Source organism: Acidovorax sp. GW821-FHT09A11 (assembly GCF_059418365.1).
Genome location: NZ_JBWKPS010000003.1, coordinates 328,285 through 354,247 on the forward strand (window position 1 = coordinate 328,285; position 25,963 = coordinate 354,247).

At 69.6% G+C, this 25,963-nt stretch carries 22 protein-coding genes and 1 pseudogene; 15 read left to right on the top strand and 8 right to left on the bottom strand.

Annotated features, from left to right (window positions below):
- Positions 1 to 5 precede the first annotated feature (5 nt).
- Together AC07PV_RS09135 and AC07PV_RS09140 are read left to right on the top strand one after the other, a co-directional pair.
- On the top strand, positions 6 to 809 hold the full coding sequence (locus AC07PV_RS09135) for an exodeoxyribonuclease III (protein WP_494630027.1): 804 nt from the start codon (positions 6 to 8) through the stop codon (positions 807 to 809).
- A 22-nt stretch (positions 810 to 831) separates the two neighbouring features.
- Complete coding sequence (locus AC07PV_RS09140) at positions 832 to 2,739, top strand: GspE/PulE family protein (RefSeq protein ID WP_494630028.1); 1,908 nt, start codon at positions 832 to 834, stop codon at positions 2,737 to 2,739.
- 144 nt (positions 2,740 to 2,883) lie between these two features.
- On the opposite strand, the gene AC07PV_RS09145 is transcribed toward AC07PV_RS09140, so the two are convergent.
- The 3 genes from AC07PV_RS09145 to gstA are packed head-to-tail and all read right to left on the bottom strand — an operon-like array spanning position 2,884 to position 4,130.
- Complete coding sequence (locus AC07PV_RS09145; RefSeq protein ID WP_369641130.1) at positions 2,884 to 3,261, bottom strand: nuclear transport factor 2 family protein; 378 nt, start codon at positions 3,259 to 3,261, stop codon at positions 2,884 to 2,886.
- Positions 3,258 to 3,485, bottom strand: coding sequence for a tautomerase family protein (locus tag AC07PV_RS09150; protein WP_218339123.1), 228 nt, complete (start codon positions 3,483 to 3,485; stop codon positions 3,258 to 3,260). Before AC07PV_RS09150 ends, AC07PV_RS09145 begins: the two co-directional genes overlap by 4 nt.
- Positions 3,486 to 3,521: 36 nt before the next feature.
- Positions 3,522 to 4,130, bottom strand: a complete 609-nt coding sequence (gene gstA, locus AC07PV_RS09155; protein WP_218296661.1) for a glutathione transferase GstA — start codon at positions 4,128 to 4,130, stop codon at positions 3,522 to 3,524.
- A 111-nt stretch (positions 4,131 to 4,241) separates the two neighbouring features.
- Between gstA and AC07PV_RS09160 the strand changes: the two genes are divergently transcribed.
- Together AC07PV_RS09160 and AC07PV_RS09165 are read left to right on the top strand one after the other, a co-directional pair.
- Positions 4,242 to 5,159, top strand: coding sequence for a LysR family transcriptional regulator (locus AC07PV_RS09160; RefSeq protein WP_494630030.1), 918 nt, complete (start codon positions 4,242 to 4,244; stop codon positions 5,157 to 5,159).
- Between the two features lie 65 nt (positions 5,160 to 5,224).
- Positions 5,225 to 5,863 (top strand): MBL fold metallo-hydrolase, encoded by a 639-nt coding sequence (locus AC07PV_RS09165; protein WP_494630032.1) that lies wholly within the window; start codon positions 5,225 to 5,227, stop codon positions 5,861 to 5,863.
- 161 nt (positions 5,864 to 6,024) lie between these two features.
- Here the strand turns inward: AC07PV_RS09165 and AC07PV_RS09170 are convergent, their stop codons facing one another.
- Positions 6,025 to 8,712: an IPTL-CTERM sorting domain-containing protein gene (locus AC07PV_RS09170; RefSeq protein ID WP_494630033.1), complete on the bottom strand. Its 2,688-nt coding sequence runs from the start codon at positions 8,710 to 8,712 to the stop codon at positions 6,025 to 6,027.
- A gap of 533 nt (positions 8,713 to 9,245) precedes the next feature.
- On the opposite strand from AC07PV_RS09170, the pseudogene AC07PV_RS09175 reads away from it, so the two are divergent.
- A pseudogene (locus AC07PV_RS09175) lies at positions 9,246 to 9,344 on the top strand (MBL fold metallo-hydrolase); the annotation flags it as partial.
- 233 nt (positions 9,345 to 9,577) lie between these two features.
- On the opposite strand, the gene AC07PV_RS09180 reads toward AC07PV_RS09175, so the two are convergent.
- Positions 9,578 to 11,707: a TonB-dependent receptor gene (locus AC07PV_RS09180; protein WP_494630034.1), complete on the bottom strand. Its 2,130-nt coding sequence runs from the start codon at positions 11,705 to 11,707 to the stop codon at positions 9,578 to 9,580.
- A 353-nt stretch (positions 11,708 to 12,060) separates the two neighbouring features.
- Positions 12,061 to 13,062, bottom strand: a complete 1,002-nt coding sequence (locus tag AC07PV_RS09185; protein ID WP_492808127.1) for a helix-turn-helix transcriptional regulator — start codon at positions 13,060 to 13,062, stop codon at positions 12,061 to 12,063.
- A gap of 229 nt (positions 13,063 to 13,291) precedes the next feature.
- Between AC07PV_RS09185 and AC07PV_RS09190 the strand changes: the two genes are divergently transcribed.
- The 6 genes from AC07PV_RS09190 (at position 13,292) to AC07PV_RS09215 (ending at position 19,066) form a co-directional block, all read left to right on the top strand.
- Positions 13,292 to 14,446 (top strand): ABC transporter substrate-binding protein, encoded by a 1,155-nt coding sequence (locus AC07PV_RS09190; protein WP_492244727.1) that lies wholly within the window; start codon positions 13,292 to 13,294, stop codon positions 14,444 to 14,446.
- A gap of 14 nt (positions 14,447 to 14,460) precedes the next feature.
- Positions 14,461 to 15,390 carry an alpha/beta hydrolase gene (locus AC07PV_RS09195; protein ID WP_494630036.1) on the top strand — a complete coding sequence of 310 codons (930 nt, stop codon included), beginning with the start codon at positions 14,461 to 14,463 and terminating at the stop codon, positions 15,388 to 15,390.
- 65 nt (positions 15,391 to 15,455) lie between these two features.
- Positions 15,456 to 16,544 (top strand): FecCD family ABC transporter permease, encoded by a 1,089-nt coding sequence (locus AC07PV_RS09200; RefSeq protein WP_494630037.1) that lies wholly within the window; start codon positions 15,456 to 15,458, stop codon positions 16,542 to 16,544.
- 165 nt (positions 16,545 to 16,709) lie between these two features.
- On the top strand, positions 16,710 to 17,531 hold the full coding sequence (locus AC07PV_RS09205; protein ID WP_218296654.1) for an ABC transporter ATP-binding protein: 822 nt from the start codon (positions 16,710 to 16,712) through the stop codon (positions 17,529 to 17,531).
- A complete protein-coding gene (locus AC07PV_RS09210; RefSeq protein ID WP_218296653.1) occupies positions 17,528 to 17,857 on the top strand; it encodes a DUF2218 domain-containing protein in 330 nt (109 codons plus the stop codon). Before AC07PV_RS09205 ends, AC07PV_RS09210 begins: the two co-directional genes overlap by 4 nt.
- A gap of 123 nt (positions 17,858 to 17,980) precedes the next feature.
- Positions 17,981 to 19,066 carry a GGDEF domain-containing protein gene (locus AC07PV_RS09215; RefSeq protein ID WP_218296652.1) on the top strand — a complete coding sequence of 362 codons (1,086 nt, stop codon included), beginning with the start codon at positions 17,981 to 17,983 and terminating at the stop codon, positions 19,064 to 19,066.
- A gap of 133 nt (positions 19,067 to 19,199) precedes the next feature.
- On the opposite strand, the gene AC07PV_RS09220 is transcribed toward AC07PV_RS09215, so the two are convergent.
- Positions 19,200 to 20,051, bottom strand: coding sequence for a M48 family metallopeptidase (locus tag AC07PV_RS09220; protein ID WP_218296651.1), 852 nt, complete (start codon positions 20,049 to 20,051; stop codon positions 19,200 to 19,202).
- Positions 20,052 to 20,177: 126 nt separating this feature from the next.
- Here AC07PV_RS09220 and AC07PV_RS09225 point away from each other — a divergent pair, with 126 nt between their 5' ends.
- The 3 genes from AC07PV_RS09225 to AC07PV_RS09235 all read left to right on the top strand — a co-directional run bounded on the left by AC07PV_RS09225 (position 20,178) and on the right by AC07PV_RS09235 (position 23,737).
- Positions 20,178 to 21,560, top strand: coding sequence for an AmpG family muropeptide MFS transporter (locus AC07PV_RS09225; protein ID WP_494630038.1), 1,383 nt, complete (start codon positions 20,178 to 20,180; stop codon positions 21,558 to 21,560).
- A gap of 149 nt (positions 21,561 to 21,709) precedes the next feature.
- Entirely contained in the window at positions 21,710 to 22,432 is a 723-nt protein-coding gene (locus tag AC07PV_RS09230; RefSeq protein ID WP_218296649.1) for a response regulator, read from the top strand.
- Positions 22,433 to 22,477: 45 nt separating this feature from the next.
- On the top strand, positions 22,478 to 23,737 hold the full coding sequence (locus AC07PV_RS09235; protein ID WP_218296648.1) for a HAMP domain-containing sensor histidine kinase: 1,260 nt from the start codon (positions 22,478 to 22,480) through the stop codon (positions 23,735 to 23,737).
- Here AC07PV_RS09235 and AC07PV_RS09240 read toward each other — a convergent pair.
- Positions 23,706 to 24,995 (bottom strand): YbfB/YjiJ family MFS transporter, encoded by a 1,290-nt coding sequence (locus AC07PV_RS09240; RefSeq protein ID WP_218339134.1) that lies wholly within the window; start codon positions 24,993 to 24,995, stop codon positions 23,706 to 23,708. The genes AC07PV_RS09235 and AC07PV_RS09240 overlap by 32 nt on opposite strands.
- Positions 24,996 to 25,042: 47 nt before the next feature.
- On the opposite strand from AC07PV_RS09240, the gene AC07PV_RS09245 reads away from it, so the two are divergent.
- A complete protein-coding gene (locus AC07PV_RS09245; protein WP_218296646.1) occupies positions 25,043 to 25,912 on the top strand; it encodes a LysR substrate-binding domain-containing protein in 870 nt (289 codons plus the stop codon).
- The last annotated feature ends 51 nt before the right edge of the window (positions 25,913 to 25,963 follow it).

Here is a 25,963-nt window from a genome sequence, read left to right on the forward strand (position 1 = left end):
AATCCTTGTTCAAGTTAACCAGCCTCAATCTCAATGGCATCCGCTCGGCCACCAGCAAAGGCGTGGAAAGCTGGATGGCAGCCACGCGGCCGGATTGTATTTGCGTGCAGGAAGTGAAGGCCCAGGCGGCCAACATGGCCAACCGCTTCGAGCGCCTGGCCGGCCTGCAGGGCCACTTCCACTTTGCCCAGAAAAAGGGCTATTCCGGCGTGGGCATCTATACCCGGCATGAACCCTCTGATGTAGTCATTGGCTATGGGTCGCCAGAGTTCGATACAGAAGGCCGCTACGTGGAACTGCGCTTTGACACGCCGGCCCGCAAGCTGTCCATCATCAGCGCCTATTTTCCCAGCGGCTCGTCCGGCGAGGAACGCCAGCTGGCCAAGTTCCGCTTCCTCGCCGAGTTCCATCCCCATCTGATGAAAGTCAAGGGCGAACGCGACTTCATCCTGTGCGGCGACATCAACATTGCGCACCAGCAAATCGACCTCAAAAACTGGCGCAGCAACCAGAAAAACAGTGGTTTTTTGCCCGAAGAACGGGCCTGGATGACAAAGTTGTTGCACACAACTGATGAAGGCGGCGGCATCATAGACGTTTACCGCCAGTTACAACCTACCGCCACCGACACCGCCTACACGTGGTGGAGCAACCGGGGGCAGGCGTATGCCAACAACGTGGGCTGGCGGCTGGATTACCACCTGGCCACCCCCGCGATCGCGGCGCTGGCACGTGCTGAATCCATCTACAAAGGTGAGAAATTCTCGGACCACGCGCCCATCACGGTGGACTATGACTTCAGCCTTTGACGATGCCCGCCTCTGACCATTGATGCCCGACACCGCTGCCTCCACCGCCCCCCCGCCCCATGGTTTTCGCCCCGTCAACGCGGAATCCTTGTGGAAGCAGCTCTCCACTCCCCACCCCACCGTCGGCAAAGCGCGGCACCTGGGCGAGGCGCTGATCCATGCCGGCATGGTGTCACCCTCGGCCCTGCAAGACGGCCTGCAGACCCAGCAGCAGGAGCGCAGCGGCGGGCAGCACCGGCTGATCGGACAGATCCTGGTGGAGGATGGCGTCCTGACCCAGGAGCAGTTGCGCCAGGTCATTGCCGCGTGGCTGGGCGAGTACACCGTGCACCCCGGCGACATCACGCCCGAGGCGGCGGCCCTGGCCCTGGTGCCCCGGGCGATGGCCGAACGTGAATCCGTGCTGCCGCTGATCGCCCGCGAGGATGCGCTGGTACTGCTGATGGCCGACCCGCTCGATCGCGTGCTGCTGGACGAACTGCGGTTTCTCACGCAGCGCCGGCTCATTCCGCTGCAGGCCGCGCCAGGCACGCTGATGCCCGCCATCCACAGCGCCTACCGCACCCAGCCTGGCGGCGCCTCTGACGCCACCGCCGCCGCCCGCGCCACCTCGCGCGAGCTGGCCGCCAACCTGGGCAGCACCGTCCCGGACACGGACTCCGAGCAGGCCGACGTGATCAGCGAGTCGGACAACACCCTGGTGCGGCTCATCAACTCGGTGATCGACGAAGCCATCCACCACCGCGCGTCCGACATCCACATCGAGACCGAGCCCGCCCCGCAGAACGTGCGCATCCGCCTGCGCATCGACGGCGACCTCACGCCCCACCTGGAGCTGCCAGCGCGCTACCGCTTCGCGATGGTGGCGCGCATCAAGATCATGGCGGGCATGGACATCTCCGAGCACCGCAAGCCCCAGGACGGCAAGATCGACTTCGCCCGCTTCGGCGGCCCGCCGGTGGAGCTGCGCGTGGTCACCGTGCCCACCTCGCGCGGGCTGGAGGACGTGGTGCTGCGCCTGCTGGCGGGCGCCAAGCCGCTGCCTCTGGAGAACATCGGCCTGAGCCCGCCCAACCTGCAGGCCCTGCGGGCGGTGGTGCAGAAAAGCTATGGCCTGGTGCTGGTGTGCGGCCCCACGGGCTGCGGCAAGACGACCACATTGCACTCGGTGGTGCGCGACATCAACACCGCCGGCCGCAAGATCTGGACGGCCGAAGACCCCATCGAGATCACCCAGGAAGGGCTGCGCCAGGTGCAGGTGAACCCGCGCATCGGCTGGACCTTTGCCGCCGCCATGCGCACCTTTCTGCGCGCCGACCCGGACGTGATCATGATCGGCGAGATGCGCGACGAGGAAACCGCGCGCATCGCCATCGAGGCCTCGCTGACGGGGCATCTGGTGCTGTCCACCCTGCACACCAACTCGGCGCCCGAGAGCATTGCGCGGCTGCTGGAGATGGGCCTGGACCCGTTCAACTTCTCCGATTCGCTGCTCGCCATCCTGGCCCAGCGCCTGGTGCGCCGCCTGTGCACAGCCTGCCGCGCGCCGCGTGTGGCCGACCACGACACGCTGCTGGGCCTGGCATCGCAGTACCTGGACAGCGGCACCCACAACACCCCCGAGGCCCGCGCGGCACAGGTGGCGCGCTGGCGCCAGCAGCACGGCGGAGCGCAGGGCGAGCTGCGCCTGTGGCGCCATGTGGGCTGCACGCAATGCGACGGCCATGGCTACCACGGCCGCCTGGGCATCCATGAGCTGATGCTGAGCGACGAGACCATTCGCCAGCACATCCGCCACCGCGCCCCCGCGTCGGACATCCGCCATTCGGCACTGGCCGCGGGCATGCTGACGCTGCGCCAGGACGGCATCGAGAAGGTGCTGCAGGGGCTGACCGACATGTCGGAAGTGGTCGCGGCGACCAACCTGTGATGCGGGCACACTGCCGGTGGTGCCTGCCGCCGGTTTTTTAGCCAAAATGGGCTCTAGCGCTTATCTGGCAAGCGCTAGCAGCTATCAATAAATGAGTCCTTCCGAAAGGAGGAACTCGCCCACCGGCTTGCACGCACCGCCGCCTCAGCGATCCAGTTCGTAGTGAAACACCTTGGCAATGATCTGCCAGCGCCCGTCCACATGGATCAGGGTCAGCAGGTCAGTGAAGTGCTTGGGCAGGATGGCGCATTCGACCTTGGCCAGGGCCGTCACCGGTCCGGCGAATTCAATCGACAGGATGCGCTCCTGCACCGTCTCGCCCCGGCTGGCAGGCGAGGGGCGCTGGTCCACGATGGGGAAATACGCCTCCATGCGCAGGATCACCGCAGGCTCCGCCGTGGCGCAGGCATAGACCGCCTGCGGGTGGAACACGCGGCGCAGGCGCTGCGTGTCGCTGTGGCACAGGCCGTCGAAATATTCCTGCAGCACGGCGGCGACTGCGTCGAAGCGCGGGTCACTCATGGCGCATTCCCTGCGGCGGCCACCCGGGCACGCTGGCGCCGCACGGTCACCGTCTCACCGGCCACACCCCAGTTGTCGGTCTCGACCTCGTCGATCACGACAAAGGTGGTGGCGGGCTCCTTGTTCAGAACGCGCACCAGCAAATCGGTCGCACCCTGGATCAGTGCGGCCTTTTGCGCACTGCTGACACCTTCGCGCGTCACTTTGATGTTGATGTAAGGCATGGCGTGTTCCTTGTGGATGGATGAATGAACGGCGTCTCAGCCCAGCAACCCTTCGGCCCGCATCGCGGCCTGTACCGCGGGGCGCGCGGCCACACGGCGCATGAACGCCTGCAAATGGGCCAGGTCGCTGATGTCCAGCTTCACGAACTTGGCCCAGCCCAGCACCACAAAAAGATAGGCGTCGGCCGCCGTGAAGTGCTCGCCCGTCAGGTAGTTGCCGTCCTGCAGTTGCGCGTCCAGCCACTCCATCTTCTTGCGCAGCAGGGCGGCCAGCGCGGCCTTGGCCTTGTCGTCCAGCCCGGCCTGGAACAGGGGCGTGAAGGACTTGTGCAGCTCGGTGCTGACGTAGTTCTGCCACTCCATGACCCGGTAGCGCGCCCGCGTGCCGGCGGCCGGCATCAGTTGCGTGGCCTGGGCCTGGTCGGCGATGTATTGCGCAATGACCGGGCCTTCGGTGAGGCGGGAGCCGTCGTCCAGCTCCAGCACGGGCACCTGGCCTTTGGGGTTGATCGCATGGAAATCCTGCCCGTCGGCCGTCTGGTGGCGCGCGGTATCGACCTTCTCCAGCACAAACGGCAAGCCACATTCCAGCAGCAGGATGTGGGGCGACAAGGAGCAGGCGGCGGGGGAAAAGTACAGCTTCATGGAGAGGCCCTGGGGGTGTGGTGGAAAGGTGAAGCGATGGTATTGGCGATGTAAACAGCAATAAACTAGGTTCTGGGAATTTCACTGATTACATGAAGTAATAAACAAGACATGGCGCGCCAATTCGACGACCTGAAGCTGGGCAGCATCGAGCTGTTCTGCCTGACCGCGCAGTGGCAAAGCTTCACGGCCGCCGCCCAGGCGGCCGGGCTGACGGCGGCGGCCGTGAGCCGATCGGTGGCGCGCATGGAGGCGCGCCTGGGCGTGCGCCTGTTCCAGCGCACCACGCGCCAGGTGCGGCTGACCGACGCCGGCAAGCGCTACTACGAGCAATGCCGCCAGGCGCTGGGGCAGCTGGCCGAGGCAGAACGCGAGCTGTCGGGCCAACAGCAAAGCCCGGCAGGCCTCGTGCGCTTCAGCCTGCCCACCTCCTACGGGCACTGCCGCATCCTGCCCCTGCTGCCCGCATTTGCGCAGGCCTACCCCGACGTGGAGCTGGAGCTGCAGTTGAGCAACCGCAACGTGGACTTCACCGAAGAAGGCTTTGACCTGGCCGTGCGCGGTCGCGCGCCCATCGACTCGGGGCTGGTGGCGCGCAAGCTGGAGGACGCCGCCCTGGTGGTGGTCGCCGCCCCGGCGTACCTGGCGCGTCGCGGCACGCCGCACGAAACGGCCGACCTGGCGGCGCACGAGTGCATCCAGTTCGTGCTGCCCAGCAGCGGCCAAGCGGTGCCATGGATACTGCGCGACGCCGCCGGGCGCGATGTGGAGGTGCCCACCCAAGGCCGCCTGCGCTGCGCCGACGACATCCTGGGCCCCGTGACCCTGGCGCGTGCCGGCGCGGGGCTGCTGCAGACCTACCGGTTCATTGTGGAGGCCGACCTGCGCAGCGGCGCGCTCCAAGAGCTACTGCCCGCGCACGCGGGCGCCTCCCGCCCGTTTTCGCTGCTGTACCCCGCCAACCGGCACATGCCGCTGCGCGTGCGCGTGCTGGTGGATTTCCTCGTCGATCGGCTGGCGCGGGCTTGAGCCTGGCCCGTCCACCCTGCGCCATGCGCCGGACCGCAAAATACACACAACCACCCTCACCCACCATGCTCCGCTACCTCACCATCCCTGTTACTGCGTTCCAGCAAAACTGCTCCCTCGTCTGGTGCGACGCCACCCACAAAGCCGCCGTGATCGACCCTGGCGGTGACCTGGATGTGCTGCTGGCAGAAATCCGGCGCCTTGACCTCACGCTCGAACAGATCTGGCTCACCCACGCCCACATCGACCACGCGGGCGGCACGGGCGAGCTGGCAGAGCGGCTTTCGCTGCCCATCGTGGGCCCCCACCCGGGCGACCAGTTCTGGATCGACGGCCTGCCGCAGCAGAGCGCGATGTTTGGTTTTCCGCCCGCGCAGCACTTCACGCCCACGCGCTGGCTGCACGATGGCGACCAGGTGCAGATCGGCAACGAGACGCTGAACGTGCGCCACTGCCCGGGGCACACGCCGGGGCATGTGGTGTTCCACGCGCCGCAGATCGACCGCGCGTTTGTGGGCGACGTGCTGTTCGCAGGCAGCATCGGCCGCACGGACTTCCCGCAGGGCAACCACCAGCAGCTCATCGACAGCATCACGCAGCGCCTGTGGCCGATGGGAGATCAGACGGTGTTCATTCCCGGCCACGGCCCCGAGAGCACGTTCGGGCGGGAGCGCCAGAGCAATCCCTACGTGGGCAATACCTGACCTGGGCCGTTTCGCTGCCAGCGGACTTCGCCCAGGATGCAGTGGCGCAACGGCTACTACCTGGTGACGCCTGCCATGGCGGCGCCGGCGCGCAGCGAGCATGTCGACAAGGACGTGAAGTTCTCGGGACGTGCCCCGCCACGCAAGTCTACGATTTCGCCCTATGCCCCCCAGGCACGGGACCGGAAGGCGCTGCTACGGCGCATCTGGTGCATGCCCAGGCCAGCCGCCATCAGCGACAACAGGATCAGCCCCCACTCGCTCAGGGTGGGAATGGAAGCTGGGCCTGACGTGCCGGGGATCGCAGCCAGCAACACCGGTGCGAACGGGTCTTCAATCACCCCCGCATCGGCTGTATTGCCATCGCCCATGCCGTTGTCGGTGATCGCGTACGCCACAGTCAACCGGTCTGCACTCAGCGTTGCACCGGTCATTGGATACCAGCTGCTGGCGGCCCCCGCGCTGGCAGGCCCATACTTCATCAGCTGCACCCCGGCAGGAAGCGCGTGGGGGTAGGTGATTCGCACCGTCAGCGTATTGCCCGCGCAGCCTGTGGAGCGGAAGCGAAACATCCCGGCGGGCGTGCTGGCGTTGGCTGGCAGGCCTGAAGGCACCGCGCTGCTGAACCCCGTGGCAGTGGTATCGAGCGCGCAGCCTGGCGCGCCGCCGCTGATCGCTACCGACCCCACACCCGTGCCCACGCTCCCCCCTCCTCCCGGCCCGCCACCCACCAGAACGGACACCATGGCGCTGTATGTCTGCACTGCAGGGGCAGAAGTTGCATAAAGCTCGACGCTGGCGTCAGAGCTGCCGCTGCCCCCTGTAGCCAGGACCCTGCCGTCAGCGAGCAGGGTGGCTCGGTGGTTGACGCGCCCGGTGTTCAGGCTGCCCGTGGCGCTCCAAGTGGCGGTGGCCGGGTCGTAGAGCTCAGAGCTGGCGAAATCGCCGCTGCTTCCGCCCGCGAGGAGGACCTTGCCACTGGGCAGCAGGGCGGCCGTGTGACCTGTGCGGGTGCGTACCAGACTGCCCGCGGCGCTCCAGGTATTTGCGCCAGGGTCGTAGAGTTCTGCATCGGCCGGCATGCCACTGACGCCCCGCCCCCCCGCGACGATGACCTTGCCGTCGGGCAGCAGGGTGGCCGTGTGGGAATAGCGCCAGGTGGCCATGCCGCCCGCGGGGCTCCAGGCGTTGGATGCGGGGTCGTAGAGTTCAGTGCTGGAGAGCATGCCGACGCTGGTGTATCCACCTGCGACAAGCACTTTGCCATTGGGCAGAAGGGAGGCCGTGTGATAAATGTGCTCATCGGCCATGTTGCCTGTGACACTCCACTGGTTCGTCTCGGGATCGTAGAGCTCGCCTTTGGTGAAGACGCTGCCAGTGCCCTCACCTCCCACGACAAGCACCTTGCCATTGGCCAGCAGAGTGGCCGTGCGGTTGTAGCGAGCGACGGCGAGGGTGCCGGCAGCACTCCATGTGCCAGCGACGGGATCGTAAAGTTCTGCGCTGGCAAGCGCACCGCCGTTCGCGACCCCTGAAGTGACCAGTACCTTGCCGCTGGGCAGCACGGTGGCGGTGTGAAAAGTGCGCCCGGTGATCATGCTGCCCGTGGGGCTCCAGCTATCTGTGGCGGGGTTGTACCGTTCAGCGCTTGCAAGAAAACCCCCGCCACCGCCGAACCCGCCGGTGACGAGCACTTCACCACTGCGCAGCAAAGTGGAGGTGTGGACACTGCGCCCGCCAATCATGCTGCCGGTAGCCCTCCAGGCGCCAGGGCCTACTTCGTATCGCTCGGCACTTGCGAGGTAGCCACCAGTATTCCACCCGCCTACAACGAGCACTCTACCGTTGGACAGCAGGGAGGCCGTGTGGCTGACCCGGCCGGTGGCCAGGCTGCTGGTAGTGTCCCAGGTGCCGGTAGCGGGGTCGTAGAGCTCAGCGCTAGCGAGGTAAGTGCTGCCATCTCCTCCGGCAACAAGCACTTTGCCGCTGTGCAGCAACGTGGCGGTTTGAGAACTGCGCTTGTTGGCCAGGTTGCCAGTGGTGCTCCACGTGCCTGTGGCCGGGTCGTACAGCTCGGCACTGGAGCGTGCGCCGTTGCCTCCCCCACCAGCCACTAGCACTTTGCCACTGGGCAGCAGGGTGGCGGTGTGACTGATACGCGGTGTGGTCATAGTGCCTGTGACGCTCCATGTGCCAGTGACCGGGTCGTAAAGTTCAGCGGTGGCAAGGTAGCCAACGTCCGCGTTGTTCCCCCCCGCGACGAGTACCTTGCCGTTGGGCAACAACGTGGCAGTGTGGGCGTCGCGCGTGGTGACCATGGTGCCCGTGGTGCTCCACTGGCCGGTGGCCGGGTCGTAGACCTCTGCGCCATTCCCCGCGACAAGCACTTTGCCATTGGCCAGCAGGGTGGCGGTGTGGAACAGACGTGCGCCGGACATGCTGCCCGTGGCACTCCAACTGCCTGTGCCAAGGTCGTAGAGTTCGGCGCCGGCAAGCGCGCCGCGGCTCCCTGCTCCACCGGAAACCAGCACCTTGCCATTGGGCAGCAGGGTGGCGGTGTGGTACGCGCGCCCAGCATTTAGATTTCCTTTGGCGCTCCAGGTGCCTGCGACCGGGTCATGCAACTCGGTGCTGGCAAGGTTGCTGCTGCTGTAGGCCCAGCCCCCCGCAATCAGCACGGTGCCATCGGGCAGGACCGTTGCGGTATGGGCTTTGCGTGCGGTAGCCAGGCTGCCGCTGCCAGCCCAGGTGTTGGTCTGCGCCTGCACAACACCTGACAGCAGCACCATGGCCAACGCGACGGTGCAGCGCAAAAGCGCCCCCGGGACGGAGCGGCGGATCATCGCCATGGCCCCGCAACGGGAGCCAGGCGTCTGGTAAATCCGGGACAGCGAACGCCGGATCTGATGAATGCGAAATAAGACCGCTGTGCACTGGGCTTGCAATGGCTTCACTGGAACCGTCTTCCCTGAATGAGTCTTGGGGGAGAAGGCGCCGAATGAAAGCCAGTACCTCCTGGCTGGAGTGAGCGCGAGACGAACATCGCTGACCAGCTATCGCATCCTAGGAGGGTCAACCATATCCAGATTGACTGGGAGTTTCAGACAAATTGACTGTGCGTATCAAAATCTGCGTGCGGGCATGCCCGACGTGGCACAACATCCTCCGGCGGCTTGCCTGGGCACGGGCCCATGCGACGCCCCCAAGCATCCACGGCATCCTGATGGTGCTCCAGCGCGGCCCCGCGAGATCGTCAATCCCTGTTTGCAACCGCCTATCTCTGTCAGCAACACCCCACCAGGTCGTCATGATGGACCCCGTGAGCAACCTGGACCTGCTGTTCACGGAGGTTCGGAGCCTGGGCCTCACGTTGTCACAACAGTGGCCGATGGGAGATCAGACGGTGTTCATTCCCGGCCACGGGCCCGGGAGCACGTTCGGGCGGGAGCGCCAGAGCAATCCCTACGTGGGCGGGACCTGAGCCCCGCTGGACAGACCCGCGGCGGCGCGCGGCCCGTGGCCCGGCTTGCATGCCGTGCCGACGGAAGTCTTGATGTTTTGGATGTTTTTGGCCGTCAGCGCCTATCCATCAAGCGCCAATAGCTACTATATTTATAGCATAACCAGCCCCACCACAGGCGCCTGGCGTGCCCACCAGGACACACGCCAGACCCCGTGGCGGGGTTGCTTCGCTCGCGCCGTCCTTCGCCAGGATCAGAAGTCGAACGAGGCCGACAGGCGCACGGCGCGCGGCGCGCCCACGTTCACCCGGCCCGCGCCCCAGATGCTCTCGAAATACGCGCGGTTGGCGAGGTTGGTCACCGTGGCGCGCAGCACCACCGGTTGCGCGCCAAGACGCGTGGCATAGCGGGCGCCCACGTCCAGGGTGGTCCAGGACGGCAGCTTCACGCTGTTGTCGCCCGTGAGCCATTGCGAACCGGTGTGGTTCACGCGGCCGTTCACCGACAGGCCCTGCACGCCGGGAACCGCCCAGTCGGCACCCAGGTTCAGGGTGAGCCGGGGCACGCCGAACTGCGCGCGGCCCTGGTTCATGCCCTTGTTCGTCCGGGTCTGGTCGGCCTCGGTGTAGGCCACGCCGCCCAGCAGGGAAAGCGCCGGGGCCAACTGCCCGAACACGTTCCACTCCACGCCCCGGTTGCGCTGCTCGCCGTCGAGCACCTGGCGGTTGTCTTGCTCGATCAGGGCGGGCTTGCTGATCTGGAACAGGCTCACGGTCTGCGTCAGGCTGCCGCTCACCCACTTCACGCCGACCTCCATCTGCTTGCTCTTGTACGGCGCGAAGGTCTGGCCTTCGTTGGCATAGGGCGCCTTCACGGTCGTGCCCGCGCTCAGTCCTTCCACGTAGTTGCCGTACAGCGCAACGGTCTCGCCCCAGGGCTTGGCCACCACGCCCACCAGCGGCGTCACGGCGCTCTCCTTGTACTTGTTGAGCTTTTGGTGCACCCGCTGCGCGCGCAGGCCCAGGGTGAGCTGCACCTGGTCGTCGGCGAACGACAGCGTGTCGACCGCGCTCAGCGCCGTCATCGCGTCATCGTTCATCTTGCTGTAGGTCGATGCCGCCGCCCCGGCCGGCATGGTGATGGGCGTGGGGTGGTAGATGTTGCTGTTGATGGGCGCCGTGCCGTTGCCGCGGCTGCCGCCTTCGTAATTCATCACGTTGGCGGCCAGGGTCAGCCTGTGCGCCACGGCGCCGGTGCCAAACTGGCCGCGCAGGCCCAGTTCGGCCGTGGTGGTGCCGTACTCGCCCCAGGAGTTGTAGGCCGTGCCCGTGGCGTTGCCCGAGGCCGCGTTCGCCGCCGTCCACACCGGGCGGGTGCCGAAGATGAAGCCGTCGTAGGAATGCTCGGCCTTGCCCGCCGAGGCAAACGCCGTCCAGCCCGCGTTGATCTTCGCCTGGCCGCGCACGATGAGGCCCTGGGTCTGCGTGTTGCTGTACACGCCCTCGCCGTAGAAGAAGTTGGTGGAGCCGTCGGGCGCCTTGGGCACCGTGGTCCAGCCCGCGATGATGGGCTGCATGGGCGAGCCCTTGCGCACCTTGTTCCTGAGCGAATAGGCATCGGCCTCCACGTTCCAGCCCTCGCCCTGGTAGTCCAGCGCCAGGTGGCCGATCTCGCGCGCCTTGGTCTGGTGGTCGAGCCAGGTCTCGCCGCCCGACAGCACGCCATTGACGCGCACGCCCAGGCGCTGTTCCCCGCCGAAGCGGCGCGACACGTCGGCGTGCGCGCCCACGTTGGATTGGGACGAATAGGTGGTGGTCACGCGCGTGAGCGGCTCCTTGCCCGCGCGCTTGGGCACGAGGTTGATCGCGCCGCCCACGTCGCCCGCGGGGGGCAGGCCCATCATCATGGCGCCGGGGCCCTTGAGCACCTCCACGCGCTCGAACATCTCGGTGGGCGTGTTCTGCTCGGGCGCCAGGCCATAGGCACCGTTGATGGCCAGCGAGCCGGCGCCCACGCCGAAGCCCCGGATGATGAAGTTCTCGACGATGTGGCCTTCGTTGGTGGTGGTGCGCACCGAAGGGTCGTTCTTGAGCACCGCGCCCACGGTCTGCGCCTGCTGGTCGGCGATGCCTTCGGCGGTGTAGCCCGTCATGTTGAACGGCGTGTCCATGACCCCCACGTTGCCGAGCACGCCCAGCCGCGTGCCCCTGGCGACCTGGCCGCCCGGGGCCGCGGCTGGCAGGCTGTCGGGAGTCTCGGCGGCCGCATTCACCGTGACTTCCCGCAGCAGCGTGGCGGACGGGGCGGGCGCGTTCTGCTGCGCCAGGGCCGCGCCGGCACCCGCCAGCAAGGTCCACGCGCAGGCCTGGGCGACCTGGCGCAAGGCAAAAGGATGTGCCCGGGGGATACCCGGGGATGGGCGGCGAGTCTGCATAGAAGTCCTGAATCAAAAACGAAGGAGAAGGGAGTCCGCCTCGCCAACGGATTGCAAACAGGAATGAATGCGATTTCACTCAGGGCGCGCAGTGGCTCCGCGAGGAAGCCATCCAGGCGCGGTGCCCGGAACGTGTTGCAAGGCGTGCCGGCTGGTTCCACCCGGCATGGGAGCGATGATTTCACGCAGCCCGCCGCCCTGTGTTTGCACGCCCAACAAAGACGTTTGCCGCGGCCCCGCCAGGGCCGCCGTGGAACGGGCCTTGCCAGGACCGGGGGAGCCGCGAGGCGGCCCGGCGGGCTTCAGACCCTCACTCGCGCCAGCTTGGGGGGCATGCCAAAGCGCTTGCGGTAGGCCGTGGCGAAGTTGGCGGCGCTGTTGTAGCCCGCCACCAGCGCCGCCTGGCCCACGGTCAGGCCCTCCTGCTCCAGGGCCTTGCGGGCGCGCTGCAGGCGGCTTTCGCGCACGAAGTCGAACACCGTCGTGCCGTACACCGCCCGAAAGTGCCGCTGCAGCGTGTTCGCGTTGGTGCCGGCCTGGCGCGCCAGGGCATCGAGCGACAGGTCCATGGCCCCTTCGGTCTGCAGGAAGGCATGCAGCGCCCGCATGCGCCGGTGCTCGTGGGGCAGCAGCCGCAGCCCGGTGGGCGCGGGAGCAGGTGCCGGCGCGGGCGCGGGCCCGGGGGCGTGCTGCGCCAGGCTGCCCAGCGCCTCGCCCACCAGCTCCAGCGCGCGGCTCTCCAGGTACAGGTGCAGCAGCAGGGGGCTCAGGTCCGGCGCATGGGTGATCTGCTCGGCCAGGGCGGCGATGCGCGCCGAGGGCTGCCAGTGGTGCATGGCCAGGTGTTGGCGGCGGAAGGCCTCGATGGCGCCGGAGGCCGACGGGCCGGCCACCTGCTCCAGCCATTCGCCGCCCAGGCCCACGCTCACCCGGCGCGCATACGCGCCCTTGCGGGCGCGGCGCTCGAAGCGCTCCGGCTCCGCCACCGACACCAGCAGGGCGCGCGGCAGGCTGGCCAGGCCTGCATCGTGGGACTGGCGGGCGTGGTCCGCCGCGCTCGACAGCGCCACGCGGCGCGGCCCATAGCTCACGTCCACCGAGCCCTCCAGCAGCACCACGATGCGCAGGCCCGTCTCCATCTCGCCGCTGGCCGTGAAATCCTGCGCATCGGCCGCATCGTCCGCGTGCAGGTGCAGGCCCGGACGCAGCACGCGCAGGCGCTGCAGATGGCGCTGCAGCGACGCCTGCATGCCGTCCGACGCGGGCGCGGCGGACAGCACTTTCAAGGGGCTGACGACAGACATGGGCAGGCAGGTGTGACGGCGAAAAAGCGGCAGGGTCAGCGGACGGCAATGCACCACGGCGCGTGGAACCCGGGGCCTGGCGTTTGCGCAAAGGTTTTTCTCCGCTTGGCAAACACGGCGGGCACCGGGGCATGGGATGCTAGCAAGTCGGCATAATAAATGCAAATGATTCTCAATATTGGCCATTGAACCGGCCGCCGCCGATGGCCGCCCGCACACCGTCCCTCCCATGCCCCTGATCCGTTTTTGCCCCTGGGCGCCACTGGCGGCCCTGCTCTGCGCCCTGGTCCTGGGTGCCTCGCCCGCGCGCGCGCAGGGGGGCACGCAGACCGTGACCGACCTGGCGGGCCGCGCCGTCACCCTGCCGGCCAAGGTGGAGCGCATCCTGCTGGGCGAAGGCCGGCTGCTGCCCGCGCTGGGCGTGTTCGAGCGCGACGACGTGGCCCGCCGCCTGGTGGGCATGATGGGCGACTACGAGACGCTGGATGCCGCCGGCTATGCGCAGTGGCGCGGCCGTTTCCCGCAGATCGACAAGGTGCCGCGCGTGGGCCGCAACAGCAGCGGCAGCTTCAGCGACGAACAGGCCATCGCGCTGCGTCCGCAGGTCGCCATCCTGGGGCTGGCGGGTGGCCACGGCCCGAGCAAGAACGACCGCGAAACGCTGGCCCGCCTGGAGGCGGCCGGCGTGGCCGTGGTGTTCGTCGACTTCCGCCACGACCCGCTCCGCAACACGACGCGCAGCATGGAGCTGCTGGGCGCCGTGCTGGGCAAGCGCCAGGAGGCCCAGGCGTTCAACACCTATTGGCGGGCCCAGCTCGACCGCGTGGAAGCCCGCCTGCGCACCCTGCCGGCCGGCACGCGGCACCCCGGCGTGTTCCTGGAGAACCGCGTGGGCCTGGCCGATGAATGCTGCGCCACCATGGTCGGCCTGGTGGGCGTGCTGCTGGATGCCGCCGGGGCCCAGAATGTGGCGCGCGGTCGCATTCCGGGCGAGCACGGCACGCTCAACCCCGAATTCCTGATCGCCACGCAGCCCCAGCTGTACATCGGCACCGGCATCGGCAGCATGGCCACGGCCGAGAAATCCCCCCTGCGCATCGTGCTGGGCGCCGACGCCACGCCCGAGGCCGCCCGCGCCTCGCTGGCGCGCGCCACGCAGCGCCGGGGCATCGCCCAGCTGCAGGCCGTGCAGCAGCCCGGCCGCGCGCATGCCATCTGGCACCACTACTACAACTCGCCCTTCAACGTCGTGGCGGTGCAGGTGTTCGCCAAATGGCTGCACCCCGAGCTGTTTGCCGACCTGGACCCGCGCGACACCCTGCAGACGATGTTCACCCGCTTCCAGCCCATCCCGCTGACGGGCGTGTACTGGACCAGCCTCTGATGCGCTCCATGCCCATGCCCCGCGACACCCGCCGCCGCGCGCTGCTGGCCTCTGGTGCCAGCCTGTGGCTGGCGGGCTGCGCCAGCGGCGCGCCAGAGGCGTCCCTGCTGCAGGCGGGCCCCGCGCGGCTGCCGGACACGCACCAGCTGGACCTGCGCGACCCGGCGAGCGGCCGCGTCTGGCGCATCTGGGTGCAGCAGCCCGCCGGCCCCGCGCCCGCCACCGGACACCCCGTGCTGTATGTGCTCGACGGCAATGCCGCCTTTGCGCTCGCGGCCCAGCTGGCCCGCAATGAGGCCGCGCGCCCCGCGCAGATGCGCGCGGACAGCGCCATCGTCGTGGGCATCGGCCACCCCGGCGATGCCGTGGTCCACCCCGCGCAACGCCAGCGCGACTACACGCCGCCCGCGCCCGGCGGCTCGGCCACGCCCGAGGCCGGCGGCGCGGACATCCTGCTCGACTTCATCGCGCGCGAGCTGCAGCCGCGCGTGGCGCGGGCGTTTGCCATCGACCCGCAGCGCCAGGCGCTGAGCGGGCACTCGTTCGGCGGCCTGCTGGTGCTGCACGCGCTGTTCACGCGCCCCGCGCTGTTCACCCGGTATGCGGCCACCAGCCCGTCGGTGTGGTGGAACGGCGCGCAGGTGCTGCAGACGGCATCGCAGTTCATGCAGGCGCACGCGACGGCGCCGCGCCCCTTCCGGGCCCGGCTGCAGCTGCGCGTGGGCAGCCTGGAGCAGCCCCGGGCCGCTCCCACCGCGGCGCGCGCCGCCGTGCAGCACGAACGCCGCATGATCGAACGCACGCAGGCGCTGGCGGACCAGCTGGAGGCCTTGCACTGGCCCGAACTGCGCGTTCACATGGGCATATTGCCCGGCCTGGACCATGGCGGCGCCATGGCGCCGGGGCTCATCGACGCCCTGGCATGGGCCCAGCAGCCCCGCTGAAAACCGCCGCCCCGCGCCATGGAACCCTCTCGCACCCCACACGCCCTGCCCCGGAACTGCCTTCGTTGAACCCCGCCGCCCCGTCTCCCTTGCCGCAGCCCCTGGACGCGGCCCGCGCTGGTTCGCTGGCGCGGCGCTACCAGCACTTCGTGCGCCTGCGCCTGCTGCTGCTGGCCGCCCTGCTCGCCGTGCTGTGCGCCAGCGTGGTGGCCGACATCGCGCTCGGCCCCTCCACCTTCGCGTTCGCCGACGTGCTGCGGGGCCTGTTCGCCCCCGCCAGCCTGCCGCAGGCGCAGCAGGTCATCCTGTGGGAAGTGCGCCTGCCCTACGCGGTGATGGCCGTGCTGGTGGGCGCCAGCCTGGGCCTGGCGGGGGCCGAGATGCAGACCGCGCTCAACAACCCGCTGGCCAGCCCGTTCACGCTCGGGGTGTCGGCGGCGGCGGCCGTGGGCGCTTCGGCCGCCGTGGTCACGGGCTTCACGCTCGTGGCCTGGGGCGAGAACCTGGCCGTGCCGCTGTGCGCCTTCGCGGGCGCGGCCAGCGCCACGGCGCTGATCCAGTTGCTGGCCTGGCGCCAGGGCGCCACGGTGGACACCGTGGTGCTGTTCGGCATCGCGCTGCTGTTCAGCTTCGAGGCCCTGCTGTGGCTGCTGCAGTTCATCGCCGACAGCAACGCGCTGCAGCAGATCGTGTTCTGGACCATGGGCAGCCTGGGCCGCGCCACCTGGACCAAGATCGGCATCGTGGGCACCGTGCTCGCGCTGTGCATGCTCTGGTCGGCGCGCCAGGCCTGGGCCCTCACGGCGCTGCGCGCGGGCGAGGACCAGGCGCGCAGCTTCGGCATCGGGGTGGAGCGGCTGCGCCTGGTCACGCTGCTGCGCGTGAGCCTGCTGGCGGCCACCGCCCTGTCGTTCGTGGGCACCATCGGCTTCGTGGGCCTGGTGGGGCCGCACATCGCGCGCATGCTGCTGGGCGAGGACCACCGCTACTACCTGCCCGGCAGCGCGCTGGCGGGGGCGCTGATGCTGTCGCTCGCGTCCATCCTCAGCAAGGCGCTGGTGCCCGGCGTGGTGCTGCCCATCGGCATCATCACCGCGCTGGTGGGCGTGCCGCTGTTCACGGTGCTGGTGCTGCGCCAGAAAAGGGCCACATGAAGCACCCCCTGAGCCGCTGCGCGTCTTCCCCCTCTCTCACATTGCTGCGCGACGCGGGAGGAGGACGCCCCCGGCGCGGCGGGGCGGCCCTTGCGCGGGGGCGCTGGCCCGGGCCGCGTCAGTTTCATTGGCTGCCGAGGGTGCGTAGCGCCATGGAGGCTTGATATGACAACCGGCCTGACCCTCGAACAACTCACCGCCGGCTACCCCGGCCGGCCCGTGCTGCAGGGCGTGGACCTGCCTGCCGTGCCCGCCGGCACGCTGGTGGCCGTGGTGGGGCCCAACGCGGTGGGCAAGTCCACGCTGCTCAAGGCCGTGGCCGGGCTGCGGCCGGCGCAGGGCCGCGTGTGGCTCGAGGGCACGGACCTGGCCACCCTGCCGCCCCGCGAGCGCCTGCGCCGCGTGGGCTACCTGCCGCAGGCGCTGCCCCAGAGCACCTCGCTCGTGGCCTACGAGACCTGGCACAGCGCCCTGCGCGCCGGGCGCAGCGACTGGAGCGCCGCCCGGCGCGAGGCGGCCATCGAATCCGTCGTGGCATCGCTGGGGCTGCAGGCGCTGGCGCTGCGCCGGCTCGATGAACTCTCGGGCGGGCAGCGCCAGATGGTGGGGCTGGCGCAGGCCATCGTGCGCGCGCCGCGCCTGCTGCTGCTGGACGAGCCCACCAGCGCGCTCGACCTGCGCTGGCAGCTGCAGGTGCTGCAGGCCGTGCGCGACCTGGTGCAGCAGCAGGGCACCGTGGGCCTGGTGGCCGTGCACGACCTGAACCTGGCGCTGCGCTTTTGCCAGCAGGTGCTGGTGCTGGGCGGCGGCGGCGTGCTGGCCGCCGGCGCGCCGGCCCCGCTGCTGACCCCCGCGCTGCTGCGGCGCGCCTATGGCGTCCAGGCCCGCGTGGAGCGCTGCTCGCAAGGCAACCTGCTGGTGCTGGCCGACGCCGCGCTGCCGCTGGATGCCGCTTCTTCCATGACCACAACCAGCCCCTTCCCATGATGCGACGCCAGGGCCATGTGCCCACGCCCGACGCCAGCCGCTACCTGCAGCGCCTGTGCTACCACTTCACGCGCAAGATCACCGTGACGTATGACGAGCACCAGGGCCAGGCCCACTTTCCCTGGGGCCTGTGCCTGCTGCGGGCCGATGGCGCGGCGCTGCACTTCGACTGCAGCGCCGACGACCAGGCCAGCCTGGACCGGGTGCAGTTCGCGATCGACTCGCACGTGGAGCTGTTCTCGCGCAAGAGCCCCATGGCCGTGGACTGGCAGCCCGTGCAAACCGTCAGCGCGCCGGCGGCTGGCACGGCGCCCCCCGCCCCTTAAGCCCCAATTGCGGCCCGCCTGCCGCCCACATCGGACGATGGGCAGCGCAGGCGCTTCCTAGAATGTGACATTTTGTTATCGCGCCGCACCGGTGCCCGAACACCGGCGAGGCCCCTGCCCGCCATGGCACATTCCGCATCCGCCCGCCCCGAGCCCCGCCCGCCCCGCCCGTTCGCCATCCCGCAGCGCGGCTCCAGCCTGGCGGGCAAGGCCTACTGGGCCATGGTGCAGCGCGTGGCGCTCACGGCGGCGGCCATCGACGGCGGCTACATCGTGCTGTTCCTGTGGCTGGGGTCGCTGCCGCTGGCGGCCGTCAACCTGGTGAGCATCGCGATGTACCTGGGGGCCTACCGGCTCATCCAGTCGCGCTACAACGCGGCCGCGCTGGCGCTGATCTGGCTGGAGGTGGTAGGCCACGCGGCACTGGGCTCGCTGCTCATCGGCTGGAACAGCGGCTTTCACTACTACCTGCTGCTGTTCATTCCGGCCATCGTGATCGCCAACACGCGCGGCTTCGCGGCGCCCATGGTGATCGCGCTGCTGGCGTACTACCTGGGCCTGCAGGTGCTGTGCGACCACCTGGGGCCGCTGGCCCCCCTGCCGCCCTTGAGCGTGAAGATCGTCAACTGGATCCACATCTGCCTGGTGTTCGCGATGTCGGCGGCGCTGGCGGCGTTCTACCGCCGCACCATCCTCATCGCCGAGGGCCGGCTGCGCAAGCAGGCCACGCTGGACCCGCTGACCGGCCTGAACAACCGCAGCCACTTCGAGGCGCTGGCCGCCCACACGCTGGCCCGCGGCCAGCGCGACGGCACGCCCATCGCCCTGCTGCTGTGCGACGTGGACCACTTCAAGCGCGTGAACGACCAGTACGGCCATGCCGTGGGCGACGAGGTGCTGGTGGCCATGGCCCGCACGCTCAGCCAGAGCCTGCGCGAAGGCGACGTGCTCGCCCGCTGGGGCGGCGAGGAGTTCCTGGCGCTGATGCCCGCCAGCCCGCTCGACGCCGCCTGCGCCACGGCCGAACGCATCCGCGCCGCGGTGCAGGCAACGCCGATGGAGGTCGGCCCCGCGCCCCTGTCGCTCACCATGTCGTTTGGCGTGGCGCAGGTGCATGGCGCGGACGACCTGCAGGCCGCCATCGTGCGCGCCGACAAGGCGCTCTACGAAGCCAAGCACGCAGGCCGCAACCGCGTGAGCGTGGCCTGAGGCCAACGTCCATGCCGAGCGGGGCAGGGCACAAAAAAGGCAGCTGGCGCTTGATGGATAAGCGCAGACAGCTACCATTTTAATAGCAACCCAGCACCAGCACCAGCACCCGGCCCCGGGGCCGCCCGGCGCCTCAGCCGTTGCGCCGCGCCGCCTCGTACAGGCCCTGCACCTTGGGCACGTTCAGCTCCAGCTCATGGATGCGCGCGGGACCCGAGGGGTGGGTGGACAGGAACGCCAGCCCGCCCTGCTTGCTGCCGCTGGCATTGCCCATCTTCTTCCACAGGCTCACGGCGGCCGAGGGCTGGTAGCCCGCGCGGGCGGCCAGCTCCAGGCCCACCAGGTCGGCCTCGCTCTCGTCCGAGCGGCTGAACTGCAGCGTGAGCAGCTGCCCGCCCAGGCCGGCGGCCGCCTGGCCCAGGTCGCCCAGGCCCAGCAGCTGCGAGCCCAGCCGCAGCGCGAGGTTGGTGCCCTGCGTCTTGGCGATGCGCTCGCGCGCATGTTCGCGCAGCGCATGGGCCATTTCGTGGCCCATGATCATCGCGGCCTCGTCGTCGGTGAGCTTGAGCTGGTCCAGGATGCCGGTGTAGAACGCGATCTTGCCGCCGGGCATGCAGAACGCGTTGATCTGCTGGCTGCCGATGAGATTGACCTCCCAGCGCCACTGCCTGGCGCGGTCGTTCCACGGGGCGGCGTACGGGATCAGCCGCTTGGCGATGGCGTGCAGGCGCTGCAGCTGCGGATGCCCCTCGGGCGCCAGCGCGCGCTTGGCCTTGGCCTGCTGCAGCATCTGCTGGTACTGCTGGGCGGCCGAGTTTTCCAGCGTCTCGGCGGGCACCAGCTTGCGCAGGCTGGACGCCGTGCCCACGTCCACCTGCGCGAGCACCGGCGCGGCGGCAGTGGCGCCGGCCGCCAGCAGGAATGCACGGCGCGCCGACCACGGGGACGACGGTGCAACGGAGGGAGCGGGGCAGAAAAGGCACATACAGGCAATCCCTGAAGGAATAATAAGCAGCGCTGGCGCACCACACACCAGGGCTTGTCGCCAGATGGAGGCTGGCAGGCCGGGCTGCAAGGGTGTCGGCGATGATAGACAAAACCTCCGCCCCCCATGTCAGACACATCCACTTCATCCCCCCCCGGCCTCAGCCCCGAAAAGTCCGCGCGCACGCCCTGGCTGCAGACCCTGCGCGTGTACCTGGAGCCCGCCAGCCTGCGCATGCTCACGCTCGGGTTCTCCGCCGGGCTGCCGCTGCTGCTGGTGCTGGGCACGCTGAGCTTTCGCCTGCGCGAGGCGGGCATCGACCGCAGCACCATCGGGTACCTGAGCTGGGTGGGCCTGGCCTACGGCTTCAAGTGGGTGTGGGCGCCGCTGGTGGACCGCATGCCGATCCCGCTGCTCACCCGGGCCTTGGGACGGCGGCGCAGCTGGCTGCTGCTGTCGCAGGCGCTCATCGTGGGCGGGCTCATCGGCATGGCGCTGGCCGACCCGCGCCAGACGCTCGGACCCATCGTGTGGTGCGCGCTGGCGGTGGCGTTCGGCTCGGCCACGCAGGACATCGCGCTCGATGCGTTCCGCATCGAATCGGCCGACGCCAATCACCAGGCGGCGCTGGCGGCGTCATACCAGACGGGCTACCGCCTGGCCATGATCTGGGCCGGTGCGGGCGTGTTGTGGATTGCGGCGCGCTCCGAAGTGGCCCCTGCGGTGGGGCAGGTGGTGGCGCAAGGCGCGGCCGCGTACCAGAACGGCGCCTGGCAGGCGGCCTACCTGGCCATGGCGGCGTCGATGGCGGTGGGCGTGGTCACCGTGCTGTTCTCGCGCGAGCCCGCGCCCGTGCAACTGCCCCCGGCCAGAAACGCGGCCGAGTGGATCCAGGGCGCCATGGTGGAGCCCTTCGCCGACTTCCTGCGCCGCTACGGCTGGCACGCGGCGCTGATCCTGGCGCTCATCGCCGTCTATCGCATCAGCGACGTGGTGATGGGCATCATGGCCAACCCGTTCTACGTGGACATGGGCTTCACCAAGGACGAGGTGGCCGCCGTGACCAAGGTGTACGGTGTGATCATGACGCTGGCGGGCGCCTTCGTGGGCGGCGTGCTGTCGATGCGTTTTGGCGTGATGCGCATCCTGATGCTGGGCGCCATCCTGAGCGCCGCGAGCAACCTGCTGTTCGCCTGGCTGGCGGGCCACGGGCACGACGTGACGGCGCTCATCGCCGTGGTGTCGGCCGACAACCTGGCCAGCGGCATCGCGTCGGCGGCGTTCATCGCCTACCTGTCGAGCCTGACCAACGTGAGCTACTCGGCCACGCAGTACGCGCTGTTCAGCTCCATGATGCTGCTTGCCCCGAAGTTCGTGGCGGGGTTCTCGGGCGACTACGTGAATGCCTTCGGCTACGCGCACTTCTTCACGGCCACCGCGATGCTGGGGTTGCCGGTGCTGGTGCTGGTGTGGCTGGCATCCCGGGTAAAAACAGCCTCTAGCGCTTGATGGCAATGCGCGAATAGCTATCTAATTTATAGCAACCGCCTGTTTTTCACCCCCGGCGGTTTACCGCAACTTTACGGAGGCTTCAACACGGGGAGACGCCCGCGCGCGAGCATGGGGGCTCTGTCCAGGCCTCCCACTACACTGCCCCCATGAGCTCCCAACTGCTGATGATCGAAGACGACGCCCGCCTCGCGCAGATGGTGGGCGAGTACCTGGGCCAGTCGGGCCTGCAGGTCACGCACCGCGCGGACGGCAAGAGCGGCCTGGCGCAGCTGCAGGGGCCGGACGCCGGGCCGTTGCCCGACCTCGTGATCCTGGACCTCATGCTGCCCGACATGGACGGGCTGGAGGTGTGCCGCCGCATCCGCTCGCTGCAGGGCAGCGCGGCGCAGGTGCCGGTGCTCATGCTCACCGCCAAGGGCGACCCCATGGACCGGATCATCGGCCTGGAGCTGGGCGCCGACGACTACCTGCCCAAGCCTTTCGAGCCGCGCGAGCTGCTGGCGCGCATCCGCGCCATCCTGCGGCGCCGCACCGATGGCGGCGGTGCCTCGGCGGCCACGCAGGTGCTGCGGTTCGGCACGCTGGAGATCGACCGCGACGCGCGCACCGTGACCGTGTCCGGCGAGCTGGCCGACCTCACCTCCTACCAGTTCGATTTGCTGGTGGCCCTGGCCGAGCGCGCGGGCCGCGTGCTCACGCGCGACCAGATCATGGAGGCCGTGCGCGGCCGCGAGCTGGAGGCTTTCGACCGCTCCATCGACGTGCACATGGGCCGCATCCGTGCCGCCATCGAGGCCGACGCCAAGAACCCGCGCCGCATCCTCACGGTGCGCGGCGTGGGCTATGTATTCGCAAAACAACAAGACTGACCGGTGGAGCGCGGCCCTGCCACGGCGCGCACCCCGCTTTGCTGAATGTCCCTCTCCACCCCCTTCTCCCGCCGCCTGTATCTGCGCATCTGGCTGGCCGTGGTCGGCGGCATCGCGGTGCTGACGCTGACCGTGGGCTGGGCCTGGCGCATGGCCGAAGAGCAGAAGGCGCAGAACGCGCAGCCTTTTGTGCCGCCGTCGCGCGAGATGGTGCTGCGCGACCCCGCCGGCAACCTGGTGCTGCGCGGCCTGGCCACGCGCCAGCCCAGCGAACCCGGCGAAGGGGCCGAGTTCCACATCGAGTCGGGCACTGGCCAGCCGTTCGTGCTGCAGATGGCGCCCCGCCAGCCGCGCGGCGAACGCGGCGGCCGGCCCGGCGGCCCCAACCAGGGCGACGCGGCTTTCTGGACCCGGCCGCCGTTCGGCTTCCTGTGGCTGCTGGGCATCGTGAGCCTGGCGGTGGCCGTGGGCGTGTACCCCATCATCCGGCGCCTGACCCTGCGGCTGGAGGCGCTGCAGCGCAGCGTGCAGAAGTTCGGCGAGGGCGACCTGTCGGTGCGCGTGCCCGAGCAGGGACAGGACGAGGTGGCCGACCTCGCGCGCCAGTTCAACGCCGCCGCCGCGCGCGTGGAAACGCTGGTCAAGTCGCACAAATCCCTGCTGGCCAACGCCTCGCACGAACTGCGCTCGCCGCTCACCCGCATCCGCATGGGCATGGAGCTGATGGGCGGGCAGCAGCCCTCGCCCGCGTTCCGCGAGGAAATCCTGCGCAACATCGCCGAGCTGGACCAACTGGTGGACGAGATCCTGCTGGCCAGCCGCCTCGATGCGCGCGAGGCCGACGTGGGCACCGTGGAGCTGGTGGACCTCATCGGCCTGGCCGCCGAGGAGTGCGCGCGCGTGGATGCCGACCTGGATGTGAGCTCCAGCGCCGACTCCGTGGACGTGCGCGGCGTCTCCAAGCTGCTGCGCCGCGCCATCCGCAACCTGCTGGAAAACGCCCGGCGCTACAGCACGGGCGAGATCACGGTGGTGGTGCACCGCCGCCAGGGCCACGCCGAGGTGCGCGTGTGCGACCGGGGACCAGGCGTGCCAGCCAGCCAGCGCGAACGCATCTTCGAGCCCTTCTACCGCCTGCCGGGCGCCAGCGAGCGCGCGGGGGGCGTGGGCCTGGGGCTGGCCCTGGTGCGCTCCATCGCAGGGCGCCACAACGGCACCGTGCACTGCGAGGACCGCGAGGGCGGTGGCGCCTGCTTCGTGCTGCGCCTGCCGGTCAGCACGGCTGGCGCCAGCGCCATGCCATGACGCCGTAGAGCACGGCCCCCAGCACCAGCACCGACCCCGCCACGCCCAGCGCCCAGTCAAAACCCTGCGCCTGCGAACCCGCGCGTGCCAGCAGCGCCGCCGCCATGGGCGGCCCCACGATCTGGCCGATGCCATAGAGCGCGGTCATCAGGCCGGTGAAGCCCGCGCCCGCCTGGGGCCACTGGTGGCGCGCCTCCTGCAAGGCAAAAAACGTGATGGCGGTGAACGGCAGCCCCAGCAACAGGCTGCCCAGCGCGAACCCCGCGCGCCCCGGCCAGAGCAGGCCCAGCCCGATGGCCGCCGCTTGCAGCAGGTAGGCCCAGGCCAGCAGCATGCGCCGGTCGCGGGTGGGTGCGATCCGCGTGGAGAGCAGCGCGCCCAGCGCCACGCCCGCGCCGAAGAGCGGCCAGAACAGGTCGGGCCAGACCGATCCGGCGGGCAGCGCCGCGCGTGCGATGACGGGCAGGAAGGTGGCCGTGACGATGTACCCCAGGCCCGCGAGGCCGTAGGCCACGGCCAGGAGGGTCCGCTCGGCCACGGGGCGCGCGGGCGCAGAGGCGCCGCCTGCGGCCCCCGCCGCCCCCGCGGCCGGTGCGTCCACCCCCTGGAACACCGCCCACGCCCCCGCACACAGCACGGCCGCCAATGCGCTGAAGGCCGCCCAGCCCGCCGCGGCGCTCCAGCCCGCAGCCACCATGGCGCTGGTGGGCAGGCCGGTGATGACGATGCCCAACCCTGGCCCGCAGAAAATCAGCCCCCCCAGGGCCGGGCGCCCCAGGTGCGCCAGCCGCCCCATGCACCAGTTGGCCGTGCCCAGGAACACCAGCGCGCTGGCCACGCCCGCGAGCAGGCGCAGCAGGGGCCAAAAGGCCGGCCACGGCACGGCCAGCAGCCCCGTGAGCAGCACCGTGGCCACGAGCCCGCCGCGCACCAGCGCCGCGTTGCCGGGCACGCCGCCCAGGCGCCGGCCCAGCCAGGGCAAGGCCATGTAGAGCAGCGCCCCCGCGAGGTAGCCGGCGTAGTTGGCCGTGGCCAGCCAGCTGCCCGTGGCGATGTCCACCACGCCGTCGTGCAGCATCATGGGCAAGAGCGGGGTGAAGGCAAAACGGCCGATGCCCATGGCCGCCGCCAGCGCGGCCATGCCGGCCAGGGCGACCTGCAGGGCCGTGGCGCCGTCAGCGTGCCGGGAGGTGGGAGGGGAAAGAGACGCCGGGTTCACGGTGGGGACATGGGGTTGCCACGGGGAATGCTGTTGCATATCATCTTAGCAAGAGATTGAATTTTTGTAATTCATACTTTTTCATGATGGACAAAGGGCCACCCCCGCTCGACCTCGCCGCTCTCGACATCTTCCGCACCGTGGCGGCGGAGGGCAGCGTCACGCGCGCGGCCGAGCGTTTGCAGCGCGTGCAGTCCAACGTGACCACGCGGGTGCGCCAGCTGGAGTCCGACCTGGGCACGCCGCTGTTCCTGCGCGAGGGCAAGCGCATGGCGCTCACGCCCGAGGGCGAGGTGCTGCTGGGCTATGCCGACCGGCTGCTCGCGCTGGCCGAGGAAGCCCGCCAGGCGCTGCACCCGGGGCCGCCCGCCGGCCGCCTGCGCCTGGGGTCGATGGAAAGCACCGCGGCGAGCCGCCTGCCCGCGCCGCTCGCGCGCCTGCACCGCCAGTGGCCCGGCGTGGCGCTAGAGCTCACGACCGCCGCGACCCGCGTGCTCGTGGAACGCCTGCGCGCGCATGCGCTCGATGCGGTGCTGGTGGCCTGGCCGCCGGGCCAGCCCGCCGACCCGGCCCTGGAAACCCGGCCGGTGTTCACTGAAGAGCTGCTGCTGGTCCTGCCCGCCGGCCACCCGCATGCCGCCGGGCCCGACCAGGTGCAGCCCGGCACACTGGCGGTGTTCGAGCCCGGCTGCACCTACCGCCGCATCGCGCAGGACTGGTTCGCGCCACGGCGCGAGCCCATGCAGCTGCTGGAACTGGGCTCGTACCACGCCATCCTGGCCAGTGTGGCGGGCGGCGGCTGCGCGGGCATCGTGCCGCGCTCGGTGCTCAGCATCTCGCCGAACGCGGCCCTGCTGAGCCAGCAGCCGATCACCACCATCACCACCTTGCTGACCTGGCGCCAGGGCTACCGCTCGGCCGCGCTCGATGCGCTGCAGCAGGTGCTGGTCGACTGACCGCCTTCAGCTCGTTTCCCCCTTTATTTCCTTCTTTCTTTCACGGAACGT